The 23556-nt window shown below is 41.8% G+C and carries 20 protein-coding genes; 8 read left to right on the top strand and 12 right to left on the bottom strand.

Annotation, left to right across the window (positions count from 1 at the left end):
• The first annotated feature begins 192 nt into the window (after positions 1-192).
• Together larA and G8761_RS13605 are read left to right on the top strand one after the other, a co-directional pair.
• On the top strand, positions 193-1455 hold the full coding sequence (gene larA / locus G8761_RS13610; protein WP_166027537.1) for a nickel-dependent lactate racemase: 1263 nt from the start codon (positions 193-195) through the stop codon (positions 1453-1455).
• A 289-nt stretch (positions 1456-1744) separates the two neighbouring features.
• Positions 1745-2971, top strand: coding sequence for a cation:proton antiporter (locus G8761_RS13605; protein WP_338000957.1), 1227 nt, complete (start codon positions 1745-1747; stop codon positions 2969-2971).
• A gap of 108 nt (positions 2972-3079) precedes the next feature.
• Here the strand turns inward: G8761_RS13605 and G8761_RS13600 are convergent, their stop codons facing one another.
• The 4 genes from G8761_RS13600 to G8761_RS13585 form a co-directional block, all read right to left on the bottom strand.
• Positions 3080-4261, bottom strand: a complete 1182-nt coding sequence (locus tag G8761_RS13600) for a hypothetical protein (RefSeq protein WP_166027536.1) — start codon at positions 4259-4261, stop codon at positions 3080-3082.
• 2 nt (positions 4262-4263) lie between these two features.
• A complete protein-coding gene (locus G8761_RS13595) occupies positions 4264-5475 on the bottom strand; it encodes a DUF58 domain-containing protein (RefSeq protein WP_166027534.1) in 1212 nt (403 codons plus the stop codon).
• A complete protein-coding gene (locus tag G8761_RS13590) occupies positions 5472-6425 on the bottom strand; it encodes an AAA family ATPase (protein WP_166027532.1) in 954 nt (317 codons plus the stop codon). Before G8761_RS13590 ends, G8761_RS13595 begins: the two co-directional genes overlap by 4 nt.
• 292 nt (positions 6426-6717) lie before the next feature.
• Positions 6718-7200: a VanZ family protein gene (locus G8761_RS13585; RefSeq protein ID WP_166027530.1), complete on the bottom strand. Its 483-nt coding sequence runs from the start codon at positions 7198-7200 to the stop codon at positions 6718-6720.
• A 356-nt stretch (positions 7201-7556) separates the two neighbouring features.
• Between G8761_RS13585 and G8761_RS13580 the strand changes: the two genes are divergently transcribed.
• Both G8761_RS13580 and G8761_RS13575 read left to right on the top strand, forming a co-directional pair.
• Positions 7557-8486, top strand: a complete 930-nt coding sequence (locus tag G8761_RS13580; protein ID WP_420800253.1) for an MBL fold metallo-hydrolase — start codon at positions 7557-7559, stop codon at positions 8484-8486.
• 144 nt (positions 8487-8630) lie between these two features.
• Positions 8631-10544 (top strand): PhoX family protein, encoded by a 1914-nt coding sequence (locus tag G8761_RS13575; RefSeq protein ID WP_166027526.1) that lies wholly within the window; start codon positions 8631-8633, stop codon positions 10542-10544.
• A 50-nt stretch (positions 10545-10594) separates the two neighbouring features.
• Here the strand turns inward: G8761_RS13575 and trhA are convergent, their stop codons facing one another.
• Positions 10595-11242 (bottom strand): PAQR family membrane homeostasis protein TrhA, encoded by a 648-nt coding sequence (trhA, locus tag G8761_RS13570; RefSeq protein WP_166027524.1) that lies wholly within the window; start codon positions 11240-11242, stop codon positions 10595-10597.
• A gap of 142 nt (positions 11243-11384) precedes the next feature.
• Between trhA and G8761_RS13565 the strand changes: the two genes are divergently transcribed.
• From G8761_RS13565 to G8761_RS13555, 3 genes are all read left to right on the top strand, one after another.
• Positions 11385-12005, top strand: coding sequence for a DUF1836 domain-containing protein (locus G8761_RS13565; RefSeq protein ID WP_166027522.1), 621 nt, complete (start codon positions 11385-11387; stop codon positions 12003-12005).
• Positions 12006-12027: 22 nt separating this feature from the next.
• Positions 12028-12999, top strand: coding sequence for an aldo/keto reductase (locus G8761_RS13560; protein ID WP_166027520.1), 972 nt, complete (start codon positions 12028-12030; stop codon positions 12997-12999).
• A gap of 281 nt (positions 13000-13280) precedes the next feature.
• The gene (locus G8761_RS13555; RefSeq protein ID WP_166027518.1) at positions 13281-13511 is read left to right on the top strand and encodes a hypothetical protein; all 231 of its coding nucleotides are present in this window, start codon (positions 13281-13283) and stop codon (positions 13509-13511) included.
• Positions 13512-13932: 421 nt separating this feature from the next.
• Here the strand turns inward: G8761_RS13555 and G8761_RS13550 are convergent, their stop codons facing one another.
• A complete protein-coding gene (locus G8761_RS13550; RefSeq protein WP_166027680.1) occupies positions 13933-14442 on the bottom strand; it encodes a DoxX family membrane protein in 510 nt (169 codons plus the stop codon).
• Between the two features lie 245 nt (positions 14443-14687).
• On the opposite strand from G8761_RS13550, the gene G8761_RS13545 reads away from it, so the two are divergent.
• Complete coding sequence (locus tag G8761_RS13545) at positions 14688-16412, top strand: DEAD/DEAH box helicase (protein ID WP_166027516.1); 1725 nt, start codon at positions 14688-14690, stop codon at positions 16410-16412.
• 331 nt (positions 16413-16743) lie between these two features.
• Here G8761_RS13545 and ilvA read toward each other — a convergent pair whose 3' ends face one another.
• From ilvA to ilvC, 6 genes are all read right to left on the bottom strand, one after another.
• A complete protein-coding gene (gene ilvA, locus G8761_RS13540) occupies positions 16744-17697 on the bottom strand; it encodes a threonine ammonia-lyase (protein ID WP_166027514.1) in 954 nt (317 codons plus the stop codon).
• A gap of 51 nt (positions 17698-17748) precedes the next feature.
• On the bottom strand, positions 17749-18333 hold the full coding sequence (gene leuD / locus G8761_RS13535; protein WP_166027512.1) for a 3-isopropylmalate dehydratase small subunit: 585 nt from the start codon (positions 18331-18333) through the stop codon (positions 17749-17751).
• A 13-nt stretch (positions 18334-18346) separates the two neighbouring features.
• The gene (gene leuC / locus G8761_RS13530) at positions 18347-19768 is read right to left on the bottom strand and encodes a 3-isopropylmalate dehydratase large subunit (RefSeq protein WP_166027510.1); all 1422 of its coding nucleotides are present in this window, start codon (positions 19766-19768) and stop codon (positions 18347-18349) included.
• A 99-nt stretch (positions 19769-19867) separates the two neighbouring features.
• The gene (gene leuB, locus G8761_RS13525; protein WP_166027508.1) at positions 19868-20974 is read right to left on the bottom strand and encodes a 3-isopropylmalate dehydrogenase; all 1107 of its coding nucleotides are present in this window, start codon (positions 20972-20974) and stop codon (positions 19868-19870) included.
• 18 nt (positions 20975-20992) lie between these two features.
• On the bottom strand, positions 20993-22537 hold the full coding sequence (locus G8761_RS13520; RefSeq protein WP_166027506.1) for a 2-isopropylmalate synthase: 1545 nt from the start codon (positions 22535-22537) through the stop codon (positions 20993-20995).
• Positions 22524-23555 carry a ketol-acid reductoisomerase gene (gene ilvC / locus G8761_RS13515; RefSeq protein ID WP_166027504.1) on the bottom strand — a complete coding sequence of 344 codons (1032 nt, stop codon included), beginning with the start codon at positions 23553-23555 and terminating at the stop codon, positions 22524-22526. The genes G8761_RS13520 and ilvC overlap by 14 nt, the downstream gene beginning before the upstream one ends.
• Between the last annotated feature and the right edge of the window lies 1 nt (position 23556).

The following is a 23556-nucleotide window of genomic DNA, read 5'->3' as shown; positions in this document are numbered from 1 at the left end:
AAAATGGTATGCTTTATGATATCAACGAAAAAAGAGAGCTATTGCCCATCGGTAAAAAGAAATGTGCCCCTGAGAGCAATCTCAGGGGTTTATCTTTCATTACTAATTGAAAGTATAAACGAGAATAATAATTTGATTATTTATCAGAATGACCCTTGGAATTTTTGAAAAAATAGAAAGAGAGTGATTGATATGAAGACAAACCTGCTGTATGGCCAAAACGGACTTGAGGTTGAGATACCAGATCAGGCATATATTGTTGAACCTAAAAACCTTCCGGGCTTAGAGAATGACCGTGAAGCTATAAAACAGGCATTAAGAAATCCGATTGGCACATCCCCACTTAAAGAAATGGTTAAATCAACAGATACTGTAGCCATTGTCATTAGCGATATTACAAGGCCAACCCCGAATCATATACTTGTTCCTTTGTTAATTGAAGAGCTTAGTCATGTGCCACTCGAGAATTTTGTTGTAATAAATGGTACAGGAACTCACCGTGACCAGACTAGGGAAGAGTTCGTACAAATGCTGGGCGAGTGGGTAGTTAATAATATCCGAATTATTAATAATAACTGCCATGATAAGGATACTTTATCAAATGTCGGCCATAGCAAATTCGGCTGTGATGTTTACTTAAATAAGGAATATGTTGAAGCGGATTTCCGAATTGTAACAGGATTCATTGAACCGCACTTTTTTGCTGGATTCTCAGGAGGGCCAAAAGGGATTATGCCTGGAATCGCAGGGCTCGAGACAATCATGACCTTCCATAATGCCAGAATGATCGGCGATCCACTTTCCACATGGGGAAATATGGTTAATAACCCTGTTCAGGATATGACGAGGGAAATAAACGGACTTTGCAAACCACATTTTATGCTGAATGTTACGCTTAACAAAGAGAAAGAAATAACATCTGTATTTGCTGGAGAGCTCTATGAAGCCCATGACAGAGGATGCGAATTTGTTAAAGAACATGCTATGATCCGTTGCGAAGACCGGTTTGATGTGGTAATCACTTCAAATTCCGGTTATCCTCTTGACCAGAATCTTTACCAGGCAGTAAAAGGAATGAGTGCTGCGCAGAAGATTGTCAAAAGAGGGGGCGCTATTATTGTGGCATCCGAATGTTCAGATGGATTGCCAAGCCATGGCAATTACTCTAAGATTTTTGAGCTTGCTGATAGCCCTCAAGGATTGCTGGATCTTATTAATAATCCGGAATTTAAAATGTTTGACCAATGGCAGGTCCAAAAACAGGCGGTTATCCAGGTATGGTCAGATGTTTACGTTTATTCAAAGCTTACCGATGATCAGGTAAAAGGAGCCATGCTCAAGCCAACTCATAATATCGAGCAAACTCTTCAGGAACTAAAACAGGTTTATGGTGGAAACATGTCAGTTGCAGTCCTGCCACTTGGCCCACTCACCATACCATATGTTGAGGAATAATAGAGGAACTGGAATTAGTAATTGCATAAGATATAACACCACATTGAAAAACGGCAGTGATAAATCTGCCGTTTTTTGTTATGTCTTAAAAATAATAATTTTAATCAAACGTTTGATTAAAAATGATCTCAGGCTTTGAGAAAATTGAATCTTTATCAATAATACCATTAGCCGATTATGTTATTTTCATTATCTCAAAAAAATGTATACAGGAAGATTTCCTTTTTAAAGAGTAAATAAAAAAGTAGGTGGTATATGATACTAATACTAGTTGATTAGAGGTGAAGCTGTGGATTTTCAGGGAGTGTTTATCGAAATTCTTATTTTGCTGGCAGTTTCTATATTCGTTATTGCCGGAGCAAAATTAATAAAGCAGCAATATTCTATTGCACTTGTTCTAGTAGGGCTTGTATTAGGTCTTACGGATATTCCTTTTTTTGAAGCGTCGGAGAATTTTATAACAAAGTCAGAGGTTTTTCATGCCATTATCGTTTCGCTTTTTTTACCGATATTGCTTGGTGATGCATCCTTAAAGATGAATGTTAACCACTTTTTTGATTACCGCCGTTCCTCCATGTCTCTTGCTTTTCTGGGAACTCTGTTAACGTTTTTTATTATTGGCTTCGCGGGTTATTATTTTCTTCACCTGCCCCTGGTTACTGCATTTACGTTTGCTTCTCTTATGAGCGCTACTGACCCTATCAGCGTCGTTTCGATTTTTAAATCAATGGGTGTTTCGAAGAAGCTTTTAACCGTAATGGAAACGGAATCCCTTTTCAATGACGGTGTGGCCGTCGTGCTTTTTAAAATATCTACGGTTTACCTATTAACTTATATTGAATCAGGAATAGCCGGAATTGGAAGCGGAATCCTACTATTCCTTCAATTTTCTATTGGAGGGTTAATTGTAGGAGGGATAATGGGTTATATTTTTTCTCAAGTTATCAGGCTGTTTGATGACTATCCCTTAGAGATTGCCTTTACGCTGCTTCTGTTTTTTGGCAGCTACTTTATTTCGGAACACTTCCAAGTATCTGGCGTTATTGCAGTTGTTGTTACTGGACTTATTTATGGCAGCTATGGAAAAAGGATTGGTATGAGCCAGACGACAAGCCACAATATTAATGCGTTTATGGATACCATTACAGAGCTGGCCAATAGTTTGATTTTCTTAATGATCGGTCTGGAAATTAAAAATATCGAATTTGCGCATCAATGGTATGTTATTTCTGTTGCAATTGTTATTGTCCTGATAGCCCGAACCATTGCTGTTTATATTAGCACGGCATTTAGCAAAAAAATACCTGGCAGCTGGAAAGCTATCCTTAACTGGGGCGGTTTAAAAGGGAGCCTTTCTATCGCTTTGGTTCTGAGCTTGCCTGCATCGTTTGAAGGCAGAAATATCATTCTGATCTTAACCTTTAGCATAGTCGTATTTTCTCTAATTGTACAAGGATTGACAGTAAAGCCACTTATCTTAAAATTAGGGCTTACAAAAGAAGACTCAAAATCATAAAAAGAGCCGTAAAATCTTTAAATGATTTTACGGCTTTATTTAAGTAAATCAGATTTTATAATCCTAAATGCATAAGAAAAACAAGGGCATCGGCCTAAAGGACTTTTTCTATTTAATTTTCTCTTTAATATCCTTTTTGACCTTTTCAACTAATTCCTCGAAATGCCTTGCATCCTTTTTTAAGAGTATGCCCTTTCCATAGCGAATATGGTCATACGCGTTAAAGAAGTCCTCCTGAGAAGGGAAACCTGTACGCTCAAACCATTCCCGAAGCGTTTCGTATTCTTTACGTCCTTTTCCGTGTTTGTCGGCAAAAATTTGCAGATCATAAACCAGCTTCCTTAGATATTCCTGAGGAGAACTGGTTCCAAAGAAACGACGGCTTCTCTTAGTCCCACCTGAAGGGGAAAGGAATTCCACATTCAGAATCCCGGATGCTTCGACCGTATCTATATTGTCTGTTCGAAATTTCTTTACGAGGAGCCATACAGCAAGGATTGCAAGGATTCCCACTATAATCCAGACCCAAGAGGAAATATGAAGATAGAGAGTATCGATTTCTTTTTTGGGGGCATTACTTTTTCCAATAACACTATTCGGTATTGCATTTTGGAAAGAGTGAGATTGTATAATTCTTGCCAGCTTAAATAAAGGAGCAGCAAGTACGCTCGCTATAAGAACCAGTCCCGCGACTGTTTTGAAGAAAAGCCATTTAATGGCAGGCATAAAAATCCCGGCGATGCCAGCGGCAAGCAGGAGTGCCAGTCCAAAAAACAAACCAAAGCTTTTCGTATCATGTACTCCGTTTTGTTTTTCTGTGCTCTTTATTAGCTTTCCTGCACTAAACAGTGCTGTAAATAGAATGATAATAGCAAAGAGCCAGTTAATATAAGGGTATTTTAGCATCCAGCACATCATAAAAAGAGGGATACTGCTGCAATACATAATGAAAGGCAGTTTGGTCCGTTCCGAGGACCATAATGTTGAGTCCTTTGAAAAAGCATCCAGCCGGATAATAAGAAAAATGGTACAAACGAAAGCAGACATAATACCAAATCCCAAAAGAAAACCAGCACCACCGCCCAGGATGCCGCCAGCCAATGAAATCGCAGGGGCAGCCTGTTTAAATTTCAGAGAGGTGGCTAAGCATAAAATACCTGCTGCTATAATAGCGATAAATGCAGGAACGGAAGGGACTTTGCCTTCCCCTATATAAAACACAAACAATAGAAAGTATAAACAAAGTCCTTCTAAAAACAAATAATAAGCCGGAAGTACGTAATTTTTCACTTTTACCACCTTCCTGCTGATTGCGCGCGCCCCAGAGGGATAATCGAGGCGTTCTCGAGTCCGTCCTGGAGAAGAAATATCTGCTGGCTATTTTTTTGCATCTTTGAAAAACAAGGCTCATCCAAATTTTCAAAGGATCCGCCAATAATCACGACTGGTGAATTTTGCTGCTGCTTTTCCACACTATGAAGAAAGTTGCTAATAGGAAGGGTAATTCCAATACGCCCAATCCTGGCAAGAAGATCAAGCATCTTTGCCAGCTGGCGAGGTCCTTCTCCCTTCGGCAAATGATATACCGATGACTGGCTCCCTACTCTCAGGTTCAGAAACACTTCATATGGTATAGATTGTTTTGCTGCATATTGTGCTAAAAATGCTATATTTGCAGCAATTGATTCTATATTTTTAATAATCCCCAATCCATGCCTAACATCTGGATCTCTAAGATTTACTATAAAAGTCCATGAATAATCGGCTTTGTGTTCAAATACCTTTGTTTGAAGGGCCTGAACTTTAGCACTGGCCTTCCAATGGATTTGTTTGAAAGAGTCGGTGTAAACATAGTCCCTTGTACCAACGGGAGCCAGGATCTCTTCATGGATACTGTTTTGAATCGTATAGTCCCCAATAGATTTAGCGGAAGCCAGCCGCCTCATAGAAACAGGTATTGGAGTAGGATAAATGAGCACTTCCTTATGGATATAAGGTTTGTAATTGAGTTCAACGGAACCGATCCCGAAAAAGTTTTCTACCGTTAATTCCAGTGACTTAATTCTTGTTGCCCCGCGTGTCAGCCCCTTAATTGGTATCGAAACAAGGATGGCTTCTTTACCTTTTAAATGAAGGGGAACCGTAAATTCCACTTCGTCTCCCTTCAATTTTGAGGGAAAACCCGCCCCAGTTACACAAGCCTGTAGCCTGACCCTTAAGGAAGCTTGAAAGACAGGCAGACGGCTGAGCTGGGAAATCTTCAGTGCAAAAAGGGTTTCTTCGCCTATGGAAATTCGTAGGGTTTTCTTTTCATTATCAAAAACGAGTTGGTCAGAGACATGTTTAAGATAATAGATGCTCATTCTGCTGAGGATGAGCAAAAGGGCCCCAAGAAAGATGAACCAGAAAGAGGGCTGATAAAGGCTGAAGAACAGGATTAAAGCAGAAATGGCTGTAATAGCTTCAAGTGCCTGGATTCCCTGTATTTCCTTGTTCCATATCATCTGCTGGCCCGGCCTGTTTCTACAGGAACTTCTACCTGTGTTAAAATTGATTCCACTACCTGGCTGTTCGTCTTTTTCAAGGAAGCATCAAGCGTTAATACAAGACGGTGGGCGAGCATGCATACCGCAACATCCTTAATATCCTTAGGAGTGACAAAGCTGCGGCCCTGTAAATACGCTTTCCCCTGAGCTCCTCTCATTAACGCCAGAGTTCCACGCGGGCTGACCCCCATCTCAATTTCATCGTGATTTCGAGTCAGTTCTGTAATTTTTAAAATATAGTCCTCAACATCTTCAGAGAGTGTAACATGCTTGACCTCTTGTTTCATTCCTGCAATTTCTTCAAGGGAAAGAATTGCTTCCAGTTTGCTGAAGGGAGTGCCATTTCGATAAGCGCGCATAATCTGCTTTTCTTCGTCCATAGTTGGATAACTTAATGGAATTTGCATAAAGAAACGGTCCATCTGTGCTTCTGGAAGGGCAAAGGTTCCCTGCTGTGACTCAACAGGGTTCTGTGTCGCAATGACCATAAAAGGATTAGGGAGAGAGATGGTTTCCCCATCAATTGTTACCTGCCGCTCCTCCATAACCTCAAGAAGGCTGGCCTGAGTTCTTGGTGTGGCCCGGTTAATTTCATCGGCGAGGAGTATATTGGTCATTACGGGGCCGATTCTAAGCTGGAAATCCTGCTCTTTAGGATGAAAAAATTGAATCCCGGTTACATCGCTCGGCAATAAATCGGGTGTGAATTGTATCCGTTTGAATGAACCTGTAATGGATTTAGCAAAGCTTTTTGCTAATTGTGTTTTTCCTGTTCCCGGAACACTTTCGAGCAGTACATGTCCATCATTCAGCAGGGCGATAATCAGCATTTCCACGGTATCTTCTTTTCCGATAATAACCTTGCCAATTTCTGCTTTAAGCTGTGAAACTTTATCTATTATTTTCATTGAGTAACTCCTTGTCTATATTAGGAAACGAATAGTTTAAAATTGAGATACTATTATTTTATATTTTAATTATCAGGACGTCTATTTGGGAATGGAAAACAAATCTATAGAAATAGCAAAAGGCTGCTTTCGGTTGAGCAGCCTGGGATTACTTTTCAATAGTCCTCCTATACGTTTCATATAGTATGGGAATCTGCTACACTCCAGCGGAAATACGGGCTGGCAAGACCTCACAGCGAGGCACGAGTGAGGAGGCTTGCCGGTTCGTCCGCGGAAAGGGAGCGAAATCCCGCTATTTATAAAAAAACCGGAATAATAGATAGGCAATTTTGAAGATGATAAATCCAATAATTCCGCCTATGGTATTAAGGATAATATCATCAACATCGAGACTGCCAACTTTTAGCTGAAATTGCAAAAGTTCTACAAGGATGGTTGAGCTAATAACCAAAAGAAGAGTACGCCAAAATGAGAAATACTTTGGAAAAAGCAGGGGAAGAAAGAAACCAAGAGGCATAAATACCAGAACATTGCCCGCCAAATTAGAGAACCAGGCGTTGAAGTTAATGTGGTCGGATGCTTTAATATAATTTCGTATCGTCCAGAAAGGGACAAGGTTATAGGCAGCCCCGCTATCCTCAAATCGTGAATGGGCAGACTGGCGATAAGGGCTAAAAAATAATAGAAATATACTATAAAAGATATATAGAGTAAAAATGAAATAGGAAATAGCAGCGAATAGGCTTTTTCCTTTAAAGTGGAATTTAGGCAGCATGCTTGTCTCCTGTAAACGCTTATTTTGTTTAATAGTTTACCAGAAATATATGAGTGAATGTTAATTATATGCAAGGAAAAACACTCACTATACTATAGAATTAAAAGGTTTTTGGAATGAGGTAAATCAGTATATACTGTTAATCAGAATCGATTGGCTATTTTTAAAAGGAAGTGGAGAGTATGTATATCGCTTTAATAGTAATTTTAATCCTCGCGGCATTGATTCTTTTCAGTATTATTTTTATGCAGGCAGCCCCGGTTTTTGGAGGGACAATCTCTAAAAAGAGAAGGGGCGAACTTAATCGTTCAAAAAACTTCGCTGACGGAAAGTTCGTTAATCAAATACCCACTTTTATGAATATGGGCTTAAAAGAAAATATTAGTACCTTAAGAGATTTTATGAAAAAAGGCGGACATAGAGAACCTGATGCTCCTATTCCGGTGGAAACTTACGTATTGGGGAATGGAGAAGGCGGCACTAGAATTACTTGGTTTGGGCACTCAGCATTTTTGATGGAACTGGACGGAAAGGTTATTCTGATTGACCCTATGTTTGGCAATGTTCCTTCTCCTTTTCCTATGATTGGGGGTAGGCGGTACAGCAGCAGACTTCCAATTGAAATCAAAGACCTGCCGAAAATCGATATCGTCCTTCTTTCTCATAATCACTATGATCATCTTGATTACGGAACCATTTTAAAAATTAAAAACAAAGTTGACCAATTTATTACACCTCTTGGAGTCGGGACCAATTTGGAAAAATGGGGAGTAACAAAAGAAAAGATTTCAGAGCATGACTGGTGGGATGAAGTCAAGGTTGATAACCTAAAGTTTGTTTGTACACCGGCAAGGCATTTCTCCGGAAGAAGTCTTCTTGACCGGAATAGCTCTCTTTGGTGTTCCTGGGTAATAAATGGGCAGAATTCCAAAATCTTTTTTAGCGGGGACAGCGGATATGCGCCCCATTTTAAAGAAGTAGGCGAAAAATATGGCCCGTTTGACGTAACGCTAATGGAATGCGGACAATACGACAAACGCTGGGCGGCCATCCATATGGTGCCTGAGGAAAGTGTACAAGCACATCTCGATGTAAAAGGAAAGGTTATGATTCCTATTCACTGGGGTGCATTCACCCTGGCTCTGCACAGCTGGACGGACCCCGTTGAACGAGCCTCCAAAGCCGCAAAGGAACGTGGCGTTGTCTTGGCCACTCCGAGGATTGGGGAAACAGTTGAACTTGACTCTTTTGAATATCCTTCATCTTTTTGGTGGAGAGTACTATAGACCGAAGGCTGCCTTGGCAGCCTTTTGGCATTTACATTAATGTAATAGTAAATTTACAAAACCTAACAATTCCGGAAACATACCCTTTACATTTTTATTGTTTAATGAAGTAGGTAAGAAAAAATTAAAATTGTGGAGGCAATCATGGCTATAAAAGTAAGCAGCAAAACAACTGCATCACTAGCTTTAGCACTTGGACTAATGATTCCAGCAGCAATCCCTGCAGTGCATGCACAAGACAATGATCTAAAAATTGATTCTGTTAAATTTAACAGCATGAAGGCTCCTGCAACCATCGATGAAATGGTAAAAACATATACGAACGCCTCAGTTGATGTGAAGTATAGTGATGGCTCGGTCAAAAATTTTCCTCTCACATATAAATATTTATTTAAATCAGAAGACAAAATCGCAGATGTAAAGGGCGAAAAGATTGCAGCGGGTACTCCTATCGATTTACATGGAAATCCGATCGTGGATGTAAGTGTTCCTGAAAAAACATACTTCGTTTCAGATGCCCCTGACAGCAACAGCTTCCTAAAGCCAATTAAAGGGCAAAACTTTATGGTTACCCATTATGAATACGACACGATTGATGCTGCAGGAAAATCTGCGTATGGACTAGTACCGGCATCTATGTCATTGACACGTTTGGACCAGGATCAAAAGACAGGTGAATTAAAAGCAGCGGAAGTAAAGAAAATTGATTTTTCAGAAGTTAATGGTCTTTGGATTCCTTGTAATGGTTCTGTTTCTCCCTGGAACACACATTTAGGTTCTGAAGAATATGAGCCGGATGCACGCCAATTTGAAACCAATCCAAATTCTCAGGCAGCTACTTGGACTAAGAGCTTTGCCAAGTTATATTTCGGGGACGAGAAAAAGGCAAATCCTTATTTTTATGGTTATGTTCCGGAAATAAAAGTTAATGCTGACGGTTCACCCAAAGTGGTTAAACACTACAGCATGGGCCGTAAATCCCACGAACTTTCCAAAGTTATGGCTGATAACCGTACTGTATTCTTTGGAGATGACGGACAGAACACGATGATGTTCATGTATGTTGCAGATAAAGCCCGCAATCTATCAGCTGGAACTTTGTATGCTGCCAAATTCATTCAAACTAGTACTGAAAATGGCGGATCCGGAAAGCTTCAGTGGATTAATCTGGGACATGCAGCCGATTCTGAAATTAAGCAAATCATTGATAAAGGTACCAAGTTCAGTGATATTTTTGAAACATCGGAAAAGCCGGCAGAAGGCTTTAAGGCAATCAAACAATATTCTTATGGAAAAACAGAATATCTAAAGGTAAAGCCTGGCATGGAAAAAGCTGCTGCATTTATGGAATCACGCCGTTATGCAGCAATGCTCGGCGCCACTTCTGAATTTAATAAAATGGAAGGCATTACTGCCAACAATAAAGACAAAAAGGCCTATGTTGCCATTTCCGACTTAAGCAAATCAATGGAAAAGGATACAACAGGAACTGAACCCTCAGATGACATTCGTCTTCCTAAACGGAAATCTGGGGCTGTATTCCAATTAAATCTATCTGGAGGTATGAAGGATCAGCAGGGACATCCAATTAAAAGCGGATATGCAGCATCATCTATGAATGCAATTGTTATCGGGGAGGATCTTCCAGCGGCTGACGCTTATGGTAACACGGCAGCTGTTGATAAAATTGCAAGCCCGGATAATTTAAGTTTTTCCGAAGATATGAGAACCCTGTTTATCGGTGAGGACAGCAGCCAGCATACAAACAACTTTGTCTGGGCCTATAATGTTGACACAAAAGAACTTTCCCGAGTACTGTCTGCACCAGCTGGAGCGGAATCCACAGGACTTATGGCCGCAGATAATCGCAATGGTTTCTCTTATGTAATGAGCAACTTCCAGCATCCAGGAGATGAAGTGGAGGGCAAAACGATTACTGCAGTTGATAAAGAGGAACTGCTTAAAGAGATTGACAAGCAAATCGGAATCAACAAAACCGGTGGAGTAGGATATATCTCCGGTCTTCCTTCTTTGGAAGGTTTACAAAAGGAAGACTAAAAAAGATAAATTATAAGGAAAATGGCCGTCCCTATGGGATGGCCATTTTCTTATAACACATAAAGATAAACGCTTAGAAAATGGGCAAGGGTGCCGAGCAGAATAAAAATGTGGAATATTTCATGGAAGCCCATAAGCTTAAATTTTAAAAAGTTTGGCTTGCTTCCGTAAATGACAGCGCCAATGGTATAAAAAATTCCGCCCAGCAGCAGAAGGAACAATCCTGTTGCATTTATAACATGCGAGAGTGGAGAAGAAACAAACACAATCATCCATCCCATGGCAACATAAATGATGGTTGAAATCCAGCGGGGACAGTTAAACCAAATCATTTTGAAGAGTACGCCAGAAATAGCCGCAATCGAGATAGTAGAAAATAAAACCCAGCCAATAAGCCCATTTAAACTAATAATGCAAAAAGGGGCGTAGGTTCCCGCAATCAGAATAAAAATCATGGAGTGGTCAAGACGCCGTAGGAATGCAATAACCTTATCCCTTGCCATAACCATATGATAGGTTGCAGACGCAGAGTACAGAAGTATCATGCTTATTCCGAAGATAATCACGGCTGCAATGGCAAGCGGAGAGGATTTTTCAATTGAAGCTTTAATTACCATTGCCAGAAGGGCAGCAAAAGATAAGAAAGCACCTGCAAGATGGGTAAATCCATTAATTGGTTCGCGAATATAAGTATTCAAACTTTATCCCTCCACTACGTTATGTAGTTTTTGATACTACATATAATGATACGACCATTATAATATATAGTCAATCCATATTGAGAAAAAAAGAATTTCATGTATGATGGAAGTAGAAGAACATGGATGGCGAGGTATCCAAATGAAAAAAGTAAACGAAACAATTTCACAGCTTGTACAGGCCAATCAGCTTCCTATAGACGAAATACCCCAAATTGATTTATATATGGACCAGGTGATCCAGCTTTTTGAAAAAAGGTTCGGCGGGTCTAAACGAAATGACCAGGAAAAGGTCTTAACCAAAACCATGATAAATAATTACGCAAAAGGTAAGCTTTTCTTTCCTATAAAAAATAAGAAATATTCGAAAGAACATCTAATCTTGATTAGTCTTATCTATCAAATGAAGGGCGCTCTTTCGATTAATGATATTAAATCTGCGCTTGAAGGGCTGAATGAAAAGGCGGCAGAGGAAGGTGTCGACTTTTTTTACGAAAGTTTTCTCCATCTTTCCGCCAAAAATGCCGAGCGTTTCCGGGAAGATGTTTTTATCAGGGGAAAGGAAGCGGAGGAAGAAGCTTTAGGATGGCCGGAACCCTCTAGTGATCTTGAAAGAGCCTTATTAATTACTTCATTAACGGATATGAGCAATCTTTACCGCCGGGCAGCTGAAAGACTAGTAGACGGACTTGCTGAAGAACGCAGCCAGAAGATAGAGAATCAGCAGTCTGAAAATAAAAAGAAACAAAAAAATCGGAAATAACATTTATTAAGGGGGTTTTTAAATGGCAGAGCTTCGAAGACTGGGACAGTCAGATATTAATATTTCAGCACTCGGACTTGGAACATGGCAGTTTAGTAAGGGTAATGGCCTTGTTGGCCGCTACTGGCCGGTGATTGAGAAAGAGGATGTCAGAGACATCGTAAGAATGAGCCTTGAAGGCGGGATTAATTGGTATGATACAGCGGAAGTCTATGGAAAAGGAAAATCAGAAGAAGCTCTGGCAGATGCCTTGAATGCACTTGGAGACAAAGCCGCGGAGGCTTTAATAGCGACCAAATGGTGGCCTGCCTTCCGTACAGCGGGTTCCATTACCGCAACGATTGACCAGAGGATCGAGGTATTAAAGGGAAGAACAATTGACCTATACCAAATCCACCAGCCGTTTTCCTTTTCGAGTATAAAAGCAGAAATGGAAGCTATGGCGGCTTTATTAAGAAATCAGAAAATTCGTTCAGCTGGAGTTAGTAATTTTAACGAAACCAAAATGAGACAGGCACATGCTGTATTGAAGGACCATGGTTTTCCACTGGTATCTAATCAGGTAAAATACAGTCTTCTTGATAGAAGAATTGAGCATAACGGGGTTTTGTCAGCCGCAAAAGAACTGGGAATAACCATTATTGCTTATTCACCACTTGAACAAGGTATCCTTTCCGGAAAGTACCACAAAAATCCAGAGCTTTTGAAAAATGTATCGGGTCCCCGAAAGTATATATCTCATTTTAAGCCATCCGGTCTTGTCAAAACACAGCCTTTAATTGATGTGCTTGAACGATTGGCAAAGGAGTACAACGCTTCGGCAAGCCAAATTGCTTTAAACTGGCTGATTCATTTTCATGGTGAAACCGTTGTTGCCATCCCCGGTGCATCTAAGAAGCATCATGCTGAAGAAAATATTGGTGCACTAACTTTTAAACTCACACAATCTCAAATGGACGAGATTGATAGGATTTCAAGGGAAGTATCCAAATAGAATATTAGATAAATCATAAGGGTCACCAAGCCTTGGAACCCTTTTCTATTCGAGAGTGGCATACGTGTCCGCTTCAGGTTTATAGAGGAAAAACGATAACAAATGCCTGGCGGCTCCCATATCTGAGCCATCAATTTTAATTAGTATTTCAACCCGAATTACTCTTTTTAAAAGAGAAGAAATGAACTATAATTGATTTATAAAAGTTCACAAATTTGTCGAAAATAAATAGTGACACTGCACGGTTTTTGGTATATTTTGGTGAGTTTAGGAGGATAGAAATGATTAGAGCGGCAATCGCAGGAGTACTAGGGTTTATCTTGATTTTTATCGAATCTCTAATTGTTATGTGGCTTAAAGGATTACAAACAATCGAGTTCGATGGAATGTCTCCGTTTATCAGTATATGGGCAATGAATTTTTTCCTCGTTTTCACAATAGCTACACATATTCAAACCTGGTTTGTTAACCGTCCAAATTTCAATAAAGCAGAAGAAGATAACTTCTATTAAATAGAAAAAACGCCTCAGGCATCGGCAATCCGGACCGAGGCGTTTTTTTATCGTTTAAAAATTATGATTTTTATCTAGTGGATAACTCCAATAGGTTAATGTAATCTAGCTCCAGCGCCCAGCCAGTTTTCCTCGAGAATAAGCTTCTTTGAATATCTTGTGAGGATTATGACCGATAGGTGATGATTCGAACGCTCGGGGTCATAAGCCAAATCACTTCAGAAATCAGGACAAGGAACGCTTCGGAAGCATCCGCATCGCACGAAGGAAAAGCTTTCGCTTTTCCGAGGATGACTGCGTGATTCGTCTTATGCCTGTTGGAGGCCCACAGGACGTGGGTCAGAAAGGCGTTGCCACAGGAGGTGGACGTGGCGTATTTAGCCTTTCATCATCTGAACAGGGCGCTTGCGCCTTTTGTTCTTTAAACATTTTGTTCGATGGCATTATTTCGTTTGAAAACAGTTTTGCGGATGAAGGGAACAATCCAGCGATCTAAGCCGAATTTTCCTGCGTTTAAGCCAGCGAACAGGATGATGGCTCCAATGAAAAGGTCAGTTGGTATATGAGATACTGTTCCAGCAAGGAAGAAAGAAAAATTCATTAGAAGTCCGAAGAACATTGCGGCAGTAGTCATGCATCCAAGAATTAAGCCAAGACCTACCAGGAATTCACCGAGAGGAACGATTGTATTGAAAATATCAACGTTTGGAAGTGCAAAGCCTTTTAAGAAAGATACATACCAGCCATATACGAGCGCGCCGTCGGGACCTTTGGCTGGATTGGCAATGGCTCCTTTCAAGTAACCAGAAGCATCAAACCCGCCAGTCAGTTTATGCAAACCTGCAGTCAGCCAAGAGTAGCCTAAATATATACGTAAAACTGCTAAAATACCAGAAGCAACAACATTTTCCCTTAACCACTTAACCATGATAAATCTCCCCTTTTTTTGTTAATAAGTTTGATATGGTGTTTACACTGTTAATATATCAAATAGCTGCTAAAAAAAATCGCCGTTTTCTAACTATTCACGTTTCTGTAAAAAAGATTTGAACACTTTTCAAACAATTGATTTTTTTGAAAAAGTAGTTGAAATAATTGTCTATTTGCATTTTCCTTACATCAACGGCAATAATAGGGGAAGTGGAATAGAGGCATTAAAAGAAAGCAGGGGTTTTATTGACTGATTTTTTATCATTGGGAATATCGCAGGCTTATGCGAATCTATTAAAAGCAAACGGGATAGCAGTACCGACGCCTATTCAGGAAAGGGCTATCCCTCCTATTATGGAAGGAAAGGATGTTATCGCCCAGGCTCAGACAGGAACCGGAAAGACTTTTGCTTTTGTTCTGCCAATCTTGGAAAAGCTCATCCCGGAAGCGCATCATGTTCAGGCATTAATCGTCACGCCTACAAGGGAATTGGCGCTTCAAATAACAAGTGAAATCAATAAATTTATTGAAGAGAGAGAAGATATTCGCGTTTTGGCGGTTTATGGAGGCCAGGATGTAGAGAAGCAATTGAAAAAGCTTAAAAAAGGTCCGCAAATTGTAGTTGGAACTCCGGGACGGATGCTTGACCATATTCGCCGGGGAACAGTTCAATTATCAAGAGTATCGTTTTTGGTATTGGATGAAGCAGATCAAATGCTGCATATTGGCTTTCTAAATGAAGTGGAGGAAATTATTAAGGAGACGCCGCGAAGCCGGCAGTCCATGCTTTTCTCTGCTACCATGCCAGATGAAATTAAAAATTTGGCTGGACGGCATATGCGCAGCCCGGAAAACATTCAGATCCAAAAAAAACAAGCACCGGCCTTAAGCGTAAACCAGCTTGCAATACATTCTACAGACCGTGCAAAGCAGGCTGTACTGATGAAATTAATTGAAACACATCGCCCATTTTTAGCCGTTATTTTTTGCAGAACGAAGCGGCGAGTAAGCAAGCTTTATGAGGTACTGAGAGCAAACGGTTATCAATGTGATGAATTACATGGAGACCTGTCCCAGGCAAAAAGGGAACAAGTTATGGAAAGATTCCGGAAGGCAGAAATCCAGCTTTTGATCGCTACAGATGTGGCAGCAAGAGGACTGGATGTCGAAGGAGTGACCCACGTATTCAATTACGATATCCCTCAGGATACGGAAAGCTATATTCACCGGATCGGCAGAACAGGGCGCGCAGGACAAAAAGGGCTTGCCATTACTCTATACAGTGCGAAGGATAAAGAGGCTCTTTATTCCATTGAAAAAGATTTAAATATCACCATTAAAAAAGAAAATAGTGAACAATCCGTCTCCCCGGAAGATAAAAACGGTGATGAAAGAGTGGATCGTGGGAGGAAAGAGAGCAGGCCAAGACCATCTGGAAAGAGCCGTGGGGACAGAAGCCATAAACCACAGCGTGAAGGTGGAAGAGGGGCGGCTCCAAATCGGGGAACTGGAAACAGCAGGAGAAATGAAGAAAGCAGAACATCTAAGGAACGCCCTTTTTCTAAAGAGAGGGACTCCTTTAGAAGCAATGAGGGCAGAAACAGGCCCTCTGGAAGAGGGGCTTCCACGTCATCAGGTTTTGGATCAGGGCGTGAAAGAATGGATGAAAGAGGGTCTAAGCCAGCCCGGAGAACTGATGACCGAGTGCGGAAAGATGAAGAAAACAAACCTTCACGGTTTAAAACGGAACGTCCATTTTCAAGAAGCAATGAAGGAAGAAACCAGCGCCCAGGGAAACGGGATTCAGAAGGTATTGGTACAGGGCGTGAACGTTTGGAAGATAGAGATGTAAAACGAGGAAGAAAGCCTGAGCCGGATAAAAAGTTCGGAACAAGACCGGGTAAGCCAGGCAGGCCAGCTGCAAAAAAAACGAGAAACAGTATAAGCGAGAATCGCGGTAAAAGAAAATAAAGGCGAAGGGTGAAATCATCATGATTTCACCCTTTTTTTATCTTTTCTTAAAAGAATGTACCAATTCCTCTTTGAATGAAACAGAGGTCGGATTTGTAGAAAGGAACTAAATTTTTGTAGATAGTGACCGCGATTTTGTAGAAAAGAACTTAACTTTTGCAGAAAGTAAACTCAATTTTGTAGAACAGGTACTCTTTTTTTGTAGAAAGACCCTCTAACAATACTACAAGAGCCCGGGATTCTCCCCGGGCTCTATTTTTTAGCTGATCAGAATTTATATCCGCATAAGAAAAACTAGGGAATCCGTCAAAAGCTTAAAATACAAAACTTTTTATGCCAGGCATGATAGCAAATTCTGCCCGGCAAGGCTCTGAATCTGAGGCATTCTGGAAAGATCGATATTTCCCCCGCTGACAATTACTCCGCAGTGGGCTGAGCGAAGATGACGGGCATGGGCGAGAACCGCTGCAAATGCAGCAGCTCCGGCTCCTTCAATCAAGGTTTTTTTTCGTTCAAGCATAAAGATCATAGCTGCTGCAATATCGGTATCCGAGACGGTAAAAATATCATCTACAAAATCTTTAATAATAGGAAAGGTCAGTTTGCCTGGCTGCTTTACAGCAATTCCATCCGCTATGGTGGAGACACCCTTCACAGAATCTGATTTGTATCCATGGAAGTGATTGTATAATGCGTTTGCCCCTTTAGCCTGAACACCAATTATCTTAATTTTAGGATTTACCATTTTTGCCGCTACCGCAATGCCTGAAATTAATCCGCCTCCTCCAACTGGTACGAGGATCGTATCTAGTAAAGGCTGTTGATTAAGCATTTCAATAGCAATGGTTCCCTGACCGGCCATCACATCATAATCATCAAAGGGATGAACAAAGGTGCTTTTTGACTCCTGCTGTTCCGCAAGAGCTGCCTCACAGGCTTCATCAAAGGAGGCACCCTTTAGGACAATGGTTGCCCCGTAGCTTCTGGTTGCCTGAATTTTAGCATCCGGTGTCTTTTCAGGAACATAAATTTTTGCTGAGATGCCCCGTTTTGCTGCAGCAAGAGCCACCCCTTGAGCATGATTGCCTGCAGATGCAGTAATAACACCATTTTTAACTTGTTCGTTAGAAAGGTTGGCAATTTTAAAGCTTGCGCCTCTTACCTTAAAGGCACCCGTTTTTTGCTGATTTTCCATTTTAAAGTATATGTTCATCCCTGCCATCTTATTGACAGAGGTTGATACAGAAAGGGGAGTTTGATGTACAACCGACGAAAGATGTTCCATCGCTTCCTTTACCTTTTCTTCTGTTAAGCAATTCCCAATGGGTTCACACTCCTAGTGTTGTGCAGTTTCAAATTCCCTGATTTTATCTTCAATGTTTAAGGTGATGGCAATATCATCCCAGCCATTCAAGAGCATTTCCTTTGAATAAGGGGAAATATCAAACGATGCCTCAAACCCCTGATTATCATAAATCCGCTGTTCTTCAAGATTAACAGTAAGCTGGTATGAATCCTGTTCGGCACGATTAACGATTTCTTGTACCTGCTCATCTGTAAGCTGGACAGATAGTATTCCATTTTTAACACAGTTGTTTTTAAAAATATCCGCGAAGCTTGGGGCAATAACAATGTTAAAGCCATAATCCTGCAAGGCCCATGGAGCATGTTCACGGGATGAGCCGCAGCCGAAGTTTTCTCCTGCTACAAGGATGGAGGCACCCTTAAATTTCGGGTCGTTCAAATTGAAATCTTCGCGAAGGCTTCCATCATCCTTAAAGCGCCAATGGTAAAAGAGAAATTGCCCGAAGCCCTGGCGTTCAATTCTTTTTAAAAATTGCTTGGGTATAATTTGGTCAGTATCTATATTGGCCCGGTTCAATGGATAGACGAGGCCCTTATGAATTCGAATGGGTTGCATATTTTATAGCCTCCTATGAATTGAGTACTGCCTGAGAAAATTGGCGAACATCAGTAAAACGTCCTTCAATTGCAGCTGCGGCTGCCATTTCCGGACTTACCAGGTGGGTACGCGCCCCGTTACCCTGACGTCCTTCAAAGTTACGATTGGAGGTTGATGCGCATCGGCCGCCCGGAGGAACAAAATCATCATTCATAGCCAGGCACATACTGCATCCCGCGTCACGCCATTCAAAGCCAGCTTCTTTAAAAATAACATCCAATCCTTCTTTTTCAGCCTCAGCTTTAACACTTGCGGAACCGGGAACGACTAGTGCCCGGACTCCGGGATGTACCTTTCTGCCCTGAATTACTTCAGCTGCGTTCCGAAGATCGCTAATTCTCGAGTTCGTACAGGAACCGATAAATACATGGTCGATTTCAATGCTTGAAATAGGCTGGCCAGCTTCAAGACCCATATATTCAAGAGCACGCCGAATTTCATCTTTTTCGCTTTCTTTTGCAGCAGATTCGGGATTAGGAACAAAGGAGGTAACTGGAAGGCACATTCCAGGGTTTGTACCCCAGGTAACCTGTGGAGCAATTTCTTCAGCCTCAATTTCGATGACAGCATCATAAGAAGCGCCCTGATCAGATGCCAGAGCTCGCCAGCTATCAGCTGCTTTTTCAAATTCCTCTCCCTGAGGGACAAATCTTCTGCCTCTTAAGTACTCAATTGTGGTTTCATCAGGTGTAATCAAACCAGCCCGAGCCCCAGCCTCAATGGACATATTACAAACCGTCATGCGTTCTTCCATTGAAAGGCCCCTGATTGCTTCGCCGGTAAATTCAATAACAAAACCAGTTCCAAAGCGGACACCGTATTTTCCAATAATGGCGAGGATCAAATCCTTTGCGGCAACTCCCTTGCCAAGCTGGCCGTTTACTTTTACATTAAGCGTTTTAGGGCGTGCCTGCCAGAGGGTCTGCGTAGCAAGTACGTGTTCTACCTCACTTGTTCCAATTCCAAAAGCAAGCGCACCAAATGCGCCATGGGTAGAAGTATGGCTGTCACCGCAAACGATGGTTTTGCCAGGCTGTGTTAGTCCCAGTTCAGGACCTATGACATGAACGATTCCATTTTCGGGATGATCGATATCTGCAAGCGTAATACCGAAGTCGGAACAGTTTTGTTTAAGAGTATCCATCTGTGTTTTAGAAATTAAATCTTTAATAATATGGCGCTCCCTGGTAGGAACATTATGATCCATGGTGGCAAAAGTAAGATCAGGACGCCGTACCTTACGGCTGTTCATACGCAATCCTTCAAAGGCCTGGGGAGAAGTAACTTCATGGACAAGATGCAGATCGATGTATAGTAAATCCGGTTTGCCATCCTCACGATGGACAACATGCTTCTCCCAGATTTTTTCGATAATATTTTTTGGCTTTTGCATTCGTATCCCCCCAATTATTAAAATGAATAGTTAGCCTGCAGCCCCCTTGGAAATTGTCTCATCCCAAGAGGGGAGGCTAAACGGGCGCTTTCGCTTTTCTTATGCGTAACATCCCATGATGCATTTAGATGCATTTTGAGTAACAATGTAATCAATGATTCTGTGAGTCATTTCAACCGTTCCAACTTTGCGCCCATTCGGAATCTGAAGGTCAGCTGTCTGGTATCCGGAATCCAGTACTGCCTGCACAGCTTCTTCGATTAGCGATGCTTCTTTTTCCATCTGGAATGAATATCTCAGCATCAGTGCAGTCGATAAAATCATCGCAACTGGGTTGGCAATGCCTTTTCCGGCGATGTCCGGTGCAGAACCGTGAACCGGCTCATAAAGTCCGACTCCATCCTCACGAAGGCTGGCTGAAGGGAGCATGCCCAGTGAACCAGTTAGAACAGATGCTTCATCACTTAAAATATCGCCAAACAGATTCTCGGTGACAATTACATCAAATTGAGATGGATTAGTAATCAGTTTCATAGCCGCAGCATCTACCAGAACATGCTCTACTTTAACATCAGGATACTGCGCTTTTTTCTCTTCAACTACCTCGCGCCACATTTTGCTGGATTCAAGAACATTAGCCTTATCAACAGAGGTGAGGTGACCGCGCCGGGTCTGTGCAGCCTGAAAGCCCTTATCTACAATTCTTTCAATCTCTTTTCGGGTATAAGCCAGAGTATCTACAACAGCTTCGCCGCCATTCACGCGTTCACTCGGAGTTCCAAAATATAGGCCTCCAGTGAGCTCGCGAACAATGAGAAGATCGCTTCCGCTTACAACAGATTCCTTAAGGGGAGAGGCGTGAAGCAAATTTTTAAAGCTTTTTACTGGCCTTAGATTTGCAAATAGGTCTAGTTCTTTTCTGATGCCAAGCAAACCACGTTCAGGCCTTAGATGAGAAGGAAGCTGATCCCATTTTGGCCCGCCGACAGCACCCAATAAAACTGCATCAGCTTTTTTACAGGCATCAACAGTTGCCTGAGGAAGGGGGGTGCCATGCAAATCAACTGCTGATCCGCCTATATCGTGGGTTTCAAACTCAAAGGTATGATTGAATTCTTCAGCAATTACCTTTAAAACTTCCTTAGCAGAGTGGATAACTTCGGTTCCGATCCCATCACCGGGCAGCAGTACAATTTGTTTTTTCATTCTGGTTGGCCTCCTAGGTTAAATTAATGCCTTTTCCTTTTGAATTGCCTTTGCATTGAAAAATACACGATTCACCGCGTTTAGAAAGGCTTTGGCTGAAGCCTCCAGTACGTCCTGAGCAGAACCGCGCCCGCTTACAGCTGTTCCATTTACGGTCATGCTGACATGAACTTCTGCCAATGCATCACGTCCCTGCCCGACAGAGCTTAGTTTGAAATTTGTTAGGTGAATTTCTTCTTTAATTAGCGCTTCTAGTGTATTGTAAAGAGCTTCCACGCTTCCCTGGCCGGTTCTCGCTGTTTCTGCACGAATTCCTTCAGGGGTAGTTAACGCTACGGTCGCCGTTGGAAGATTAGCTGATCCATATTGAACCTGGAAGGCCTCAAGCTCATATTTTTTAACGTCAGAGAAATCAGTTTGAATATCGGTAAGTATTGTGAACAGATCTTCGTCTGTAACTTCCTTCTTCTTGTCGGTTAAAAGTTTAAAGGCTTTAAAAGCTTCTGAAAGTTTATCGCTTGAAAGAGAAAATCCAAGCTGTTCTATTTTGTCTTTAAAGGCGTGGCTTCCTGAATGTTTGCCAAGTACGAGCTGGTTTGATTGAATACCTACTAGCCCAGGAGTAATAATTTCATAGGTAGATGCATGCTTCAGTACTCCATCCTGATGAATCCCAGATTCATGGGCAAAGGCATTTTTTCCAATAATGGCTTTGTTAGGAGGTACCGCCATCCCGGTAAATCGGCTGACCAGGTCACTGGTACGTTTAATTTCTTTTAATACAAGATTAGTAGTATAAGGGTATCTGTCTTTACGGATATTCAGGGCAACCCCGAACTCCTCCAGCGCTGCATTCCCGGCACGTTCTCCGATTCCATTAATGGTGCCTTCAATTTGAGTGGCACCGTTCTCCATTGCCGCCAGGGAGTTGGCTACTGCGAGACCTAAATCATCATGGCAGTGGGCGGAAAGAGCCACCTTATGAATATTTGGAACGTTTTCTCTAACGTAACGGAAAATTCGTCCGTATTCCTCGGGAGTTGTATACCCAACAGTATCAGGGAGGTTAATAACTGTAGCGCCTGCATCAATGACTTTCTCAATGATTCTTACAAGGAAATCAAGATCAGATCTTGAAGCATCCTCAGCTGACCATTCGATTTGGCCAAATTTCTTTTTAGCGTAAGAAACCATGCTAACCGCGGTGTCGATAACTTCCTCTGGTGTCTTTTTGAGCTTATAGGTCATATGAATAGGGGAGGTTGCCAGAAAAACATGCAGCCTTGGCTCGCTTGCGACCTTTAGGGCTTCCCAGGCAATATCGATGTCCTGCTTTGTTGCTCTGGCAAGACCTGTAACCGAAACATTTTTGATCGTACGAGCAATTGCTCTTACAGCTTCAAAGTCACCCTGGGAGGAAGCCGGAAATCCGGCCTCCATAACATCTACTCCAAACCGTTCAAGCTGTCTTGCTATTTCAAGCTTTTCAAGCTGATTAAGATTGACGCCCGGTGACTGTTCTCCATCACGCAGTGTTGTATCAAAAATGTTAATGTGAACCATGGACAGCCACTTCCTTTTTCGCATTTACTGGACGTTTAATAAATGGCATCAGTTCGCGAAGCTCCCGGCCTACTTTTTCGATTGGATGATTATTCTCGCTGCGGTTAATAGCATTAAATTGAGGGCGGTTTGCCTGATTTTCCAGGATCCAGCCTTTAGCAAAAACACCGGTTTGAATATCCTTCAAGATTTCCTTCATTCGTTCTTTTGTTTCCTCGTTTACAACACGTGGTCCAGAAACAAAATCTCCCCATTGGGCTGTATCGGAAATGGAATATCTCATATTTTCAAGTCCTCCTTCATAGAGAAGGTCAACGATCAGCTTCATTTCATGAAGACATTCAAAATAAGCAACCTCTGGCTGGTATCCTGCTTCAGTCAGTGTTTCAAAACCTGCTTTAATCAGACTGGTAACACCGCCGCAAAGCACTGCCTGTTCTCCAAACAAGTCTGTTTCGGTTTCTTCCTGGAAGGTTGTTTCCAAAACTCCGGCACGGCCAGCACCAATAGCTTTGGCATAAGCAAGAGCGAGGGAACGGGCATTTCCTGTATAATCCTGATAAATACCATATAGAGCCGGAACACCTCCGCCTTCTGTGTAAGTACGTCTTACCAAATGGCCCGGTCCTTTGGGGGCAACGAGGAAAACATCAACATCAGCTGGAGGGACGATCTGGTTAAAGTGAATATTGAATCCGTGGGCAAAAACAAGCGCATTGCCTGGGTTAAGGTTAGGTTTAATGCTTTCTTCATATACCTTTGGCTGAAGCTCATCTGGAAGTAGAACCACAACAACATCTGCAGCTGCTACAGCTTCCGCAACTGAACGGACATCAACCCCATCTTCAACGGCTTTATCCCAGGACCTACCGCCTCTTAAACCTACGACAACATCAAAACCGCTTTCCTGGAGGTTAAGCGCGTGTGCATGGCCCTGTGAACCGTAGCCCACAACTGCTACCTTTTTACCTTGTAGTACCTCTTCCTGAATATCGCTGTTATAAAGAACCTTTGCCATC

The organism is Neobacillus terrae, from assembly GCF_011393025.1.
GTDB lineage: Bacteria > Bacillota > Bacilli > Bacillales > Cytobacillaceae > Neobacillus_A > Neobacillus_A terrae.
The sequence above is the reverse complement of the archived record's forward strand: the minus strand, read 5'-3'. Positions and strand labels throughout refer to the sequence as shown.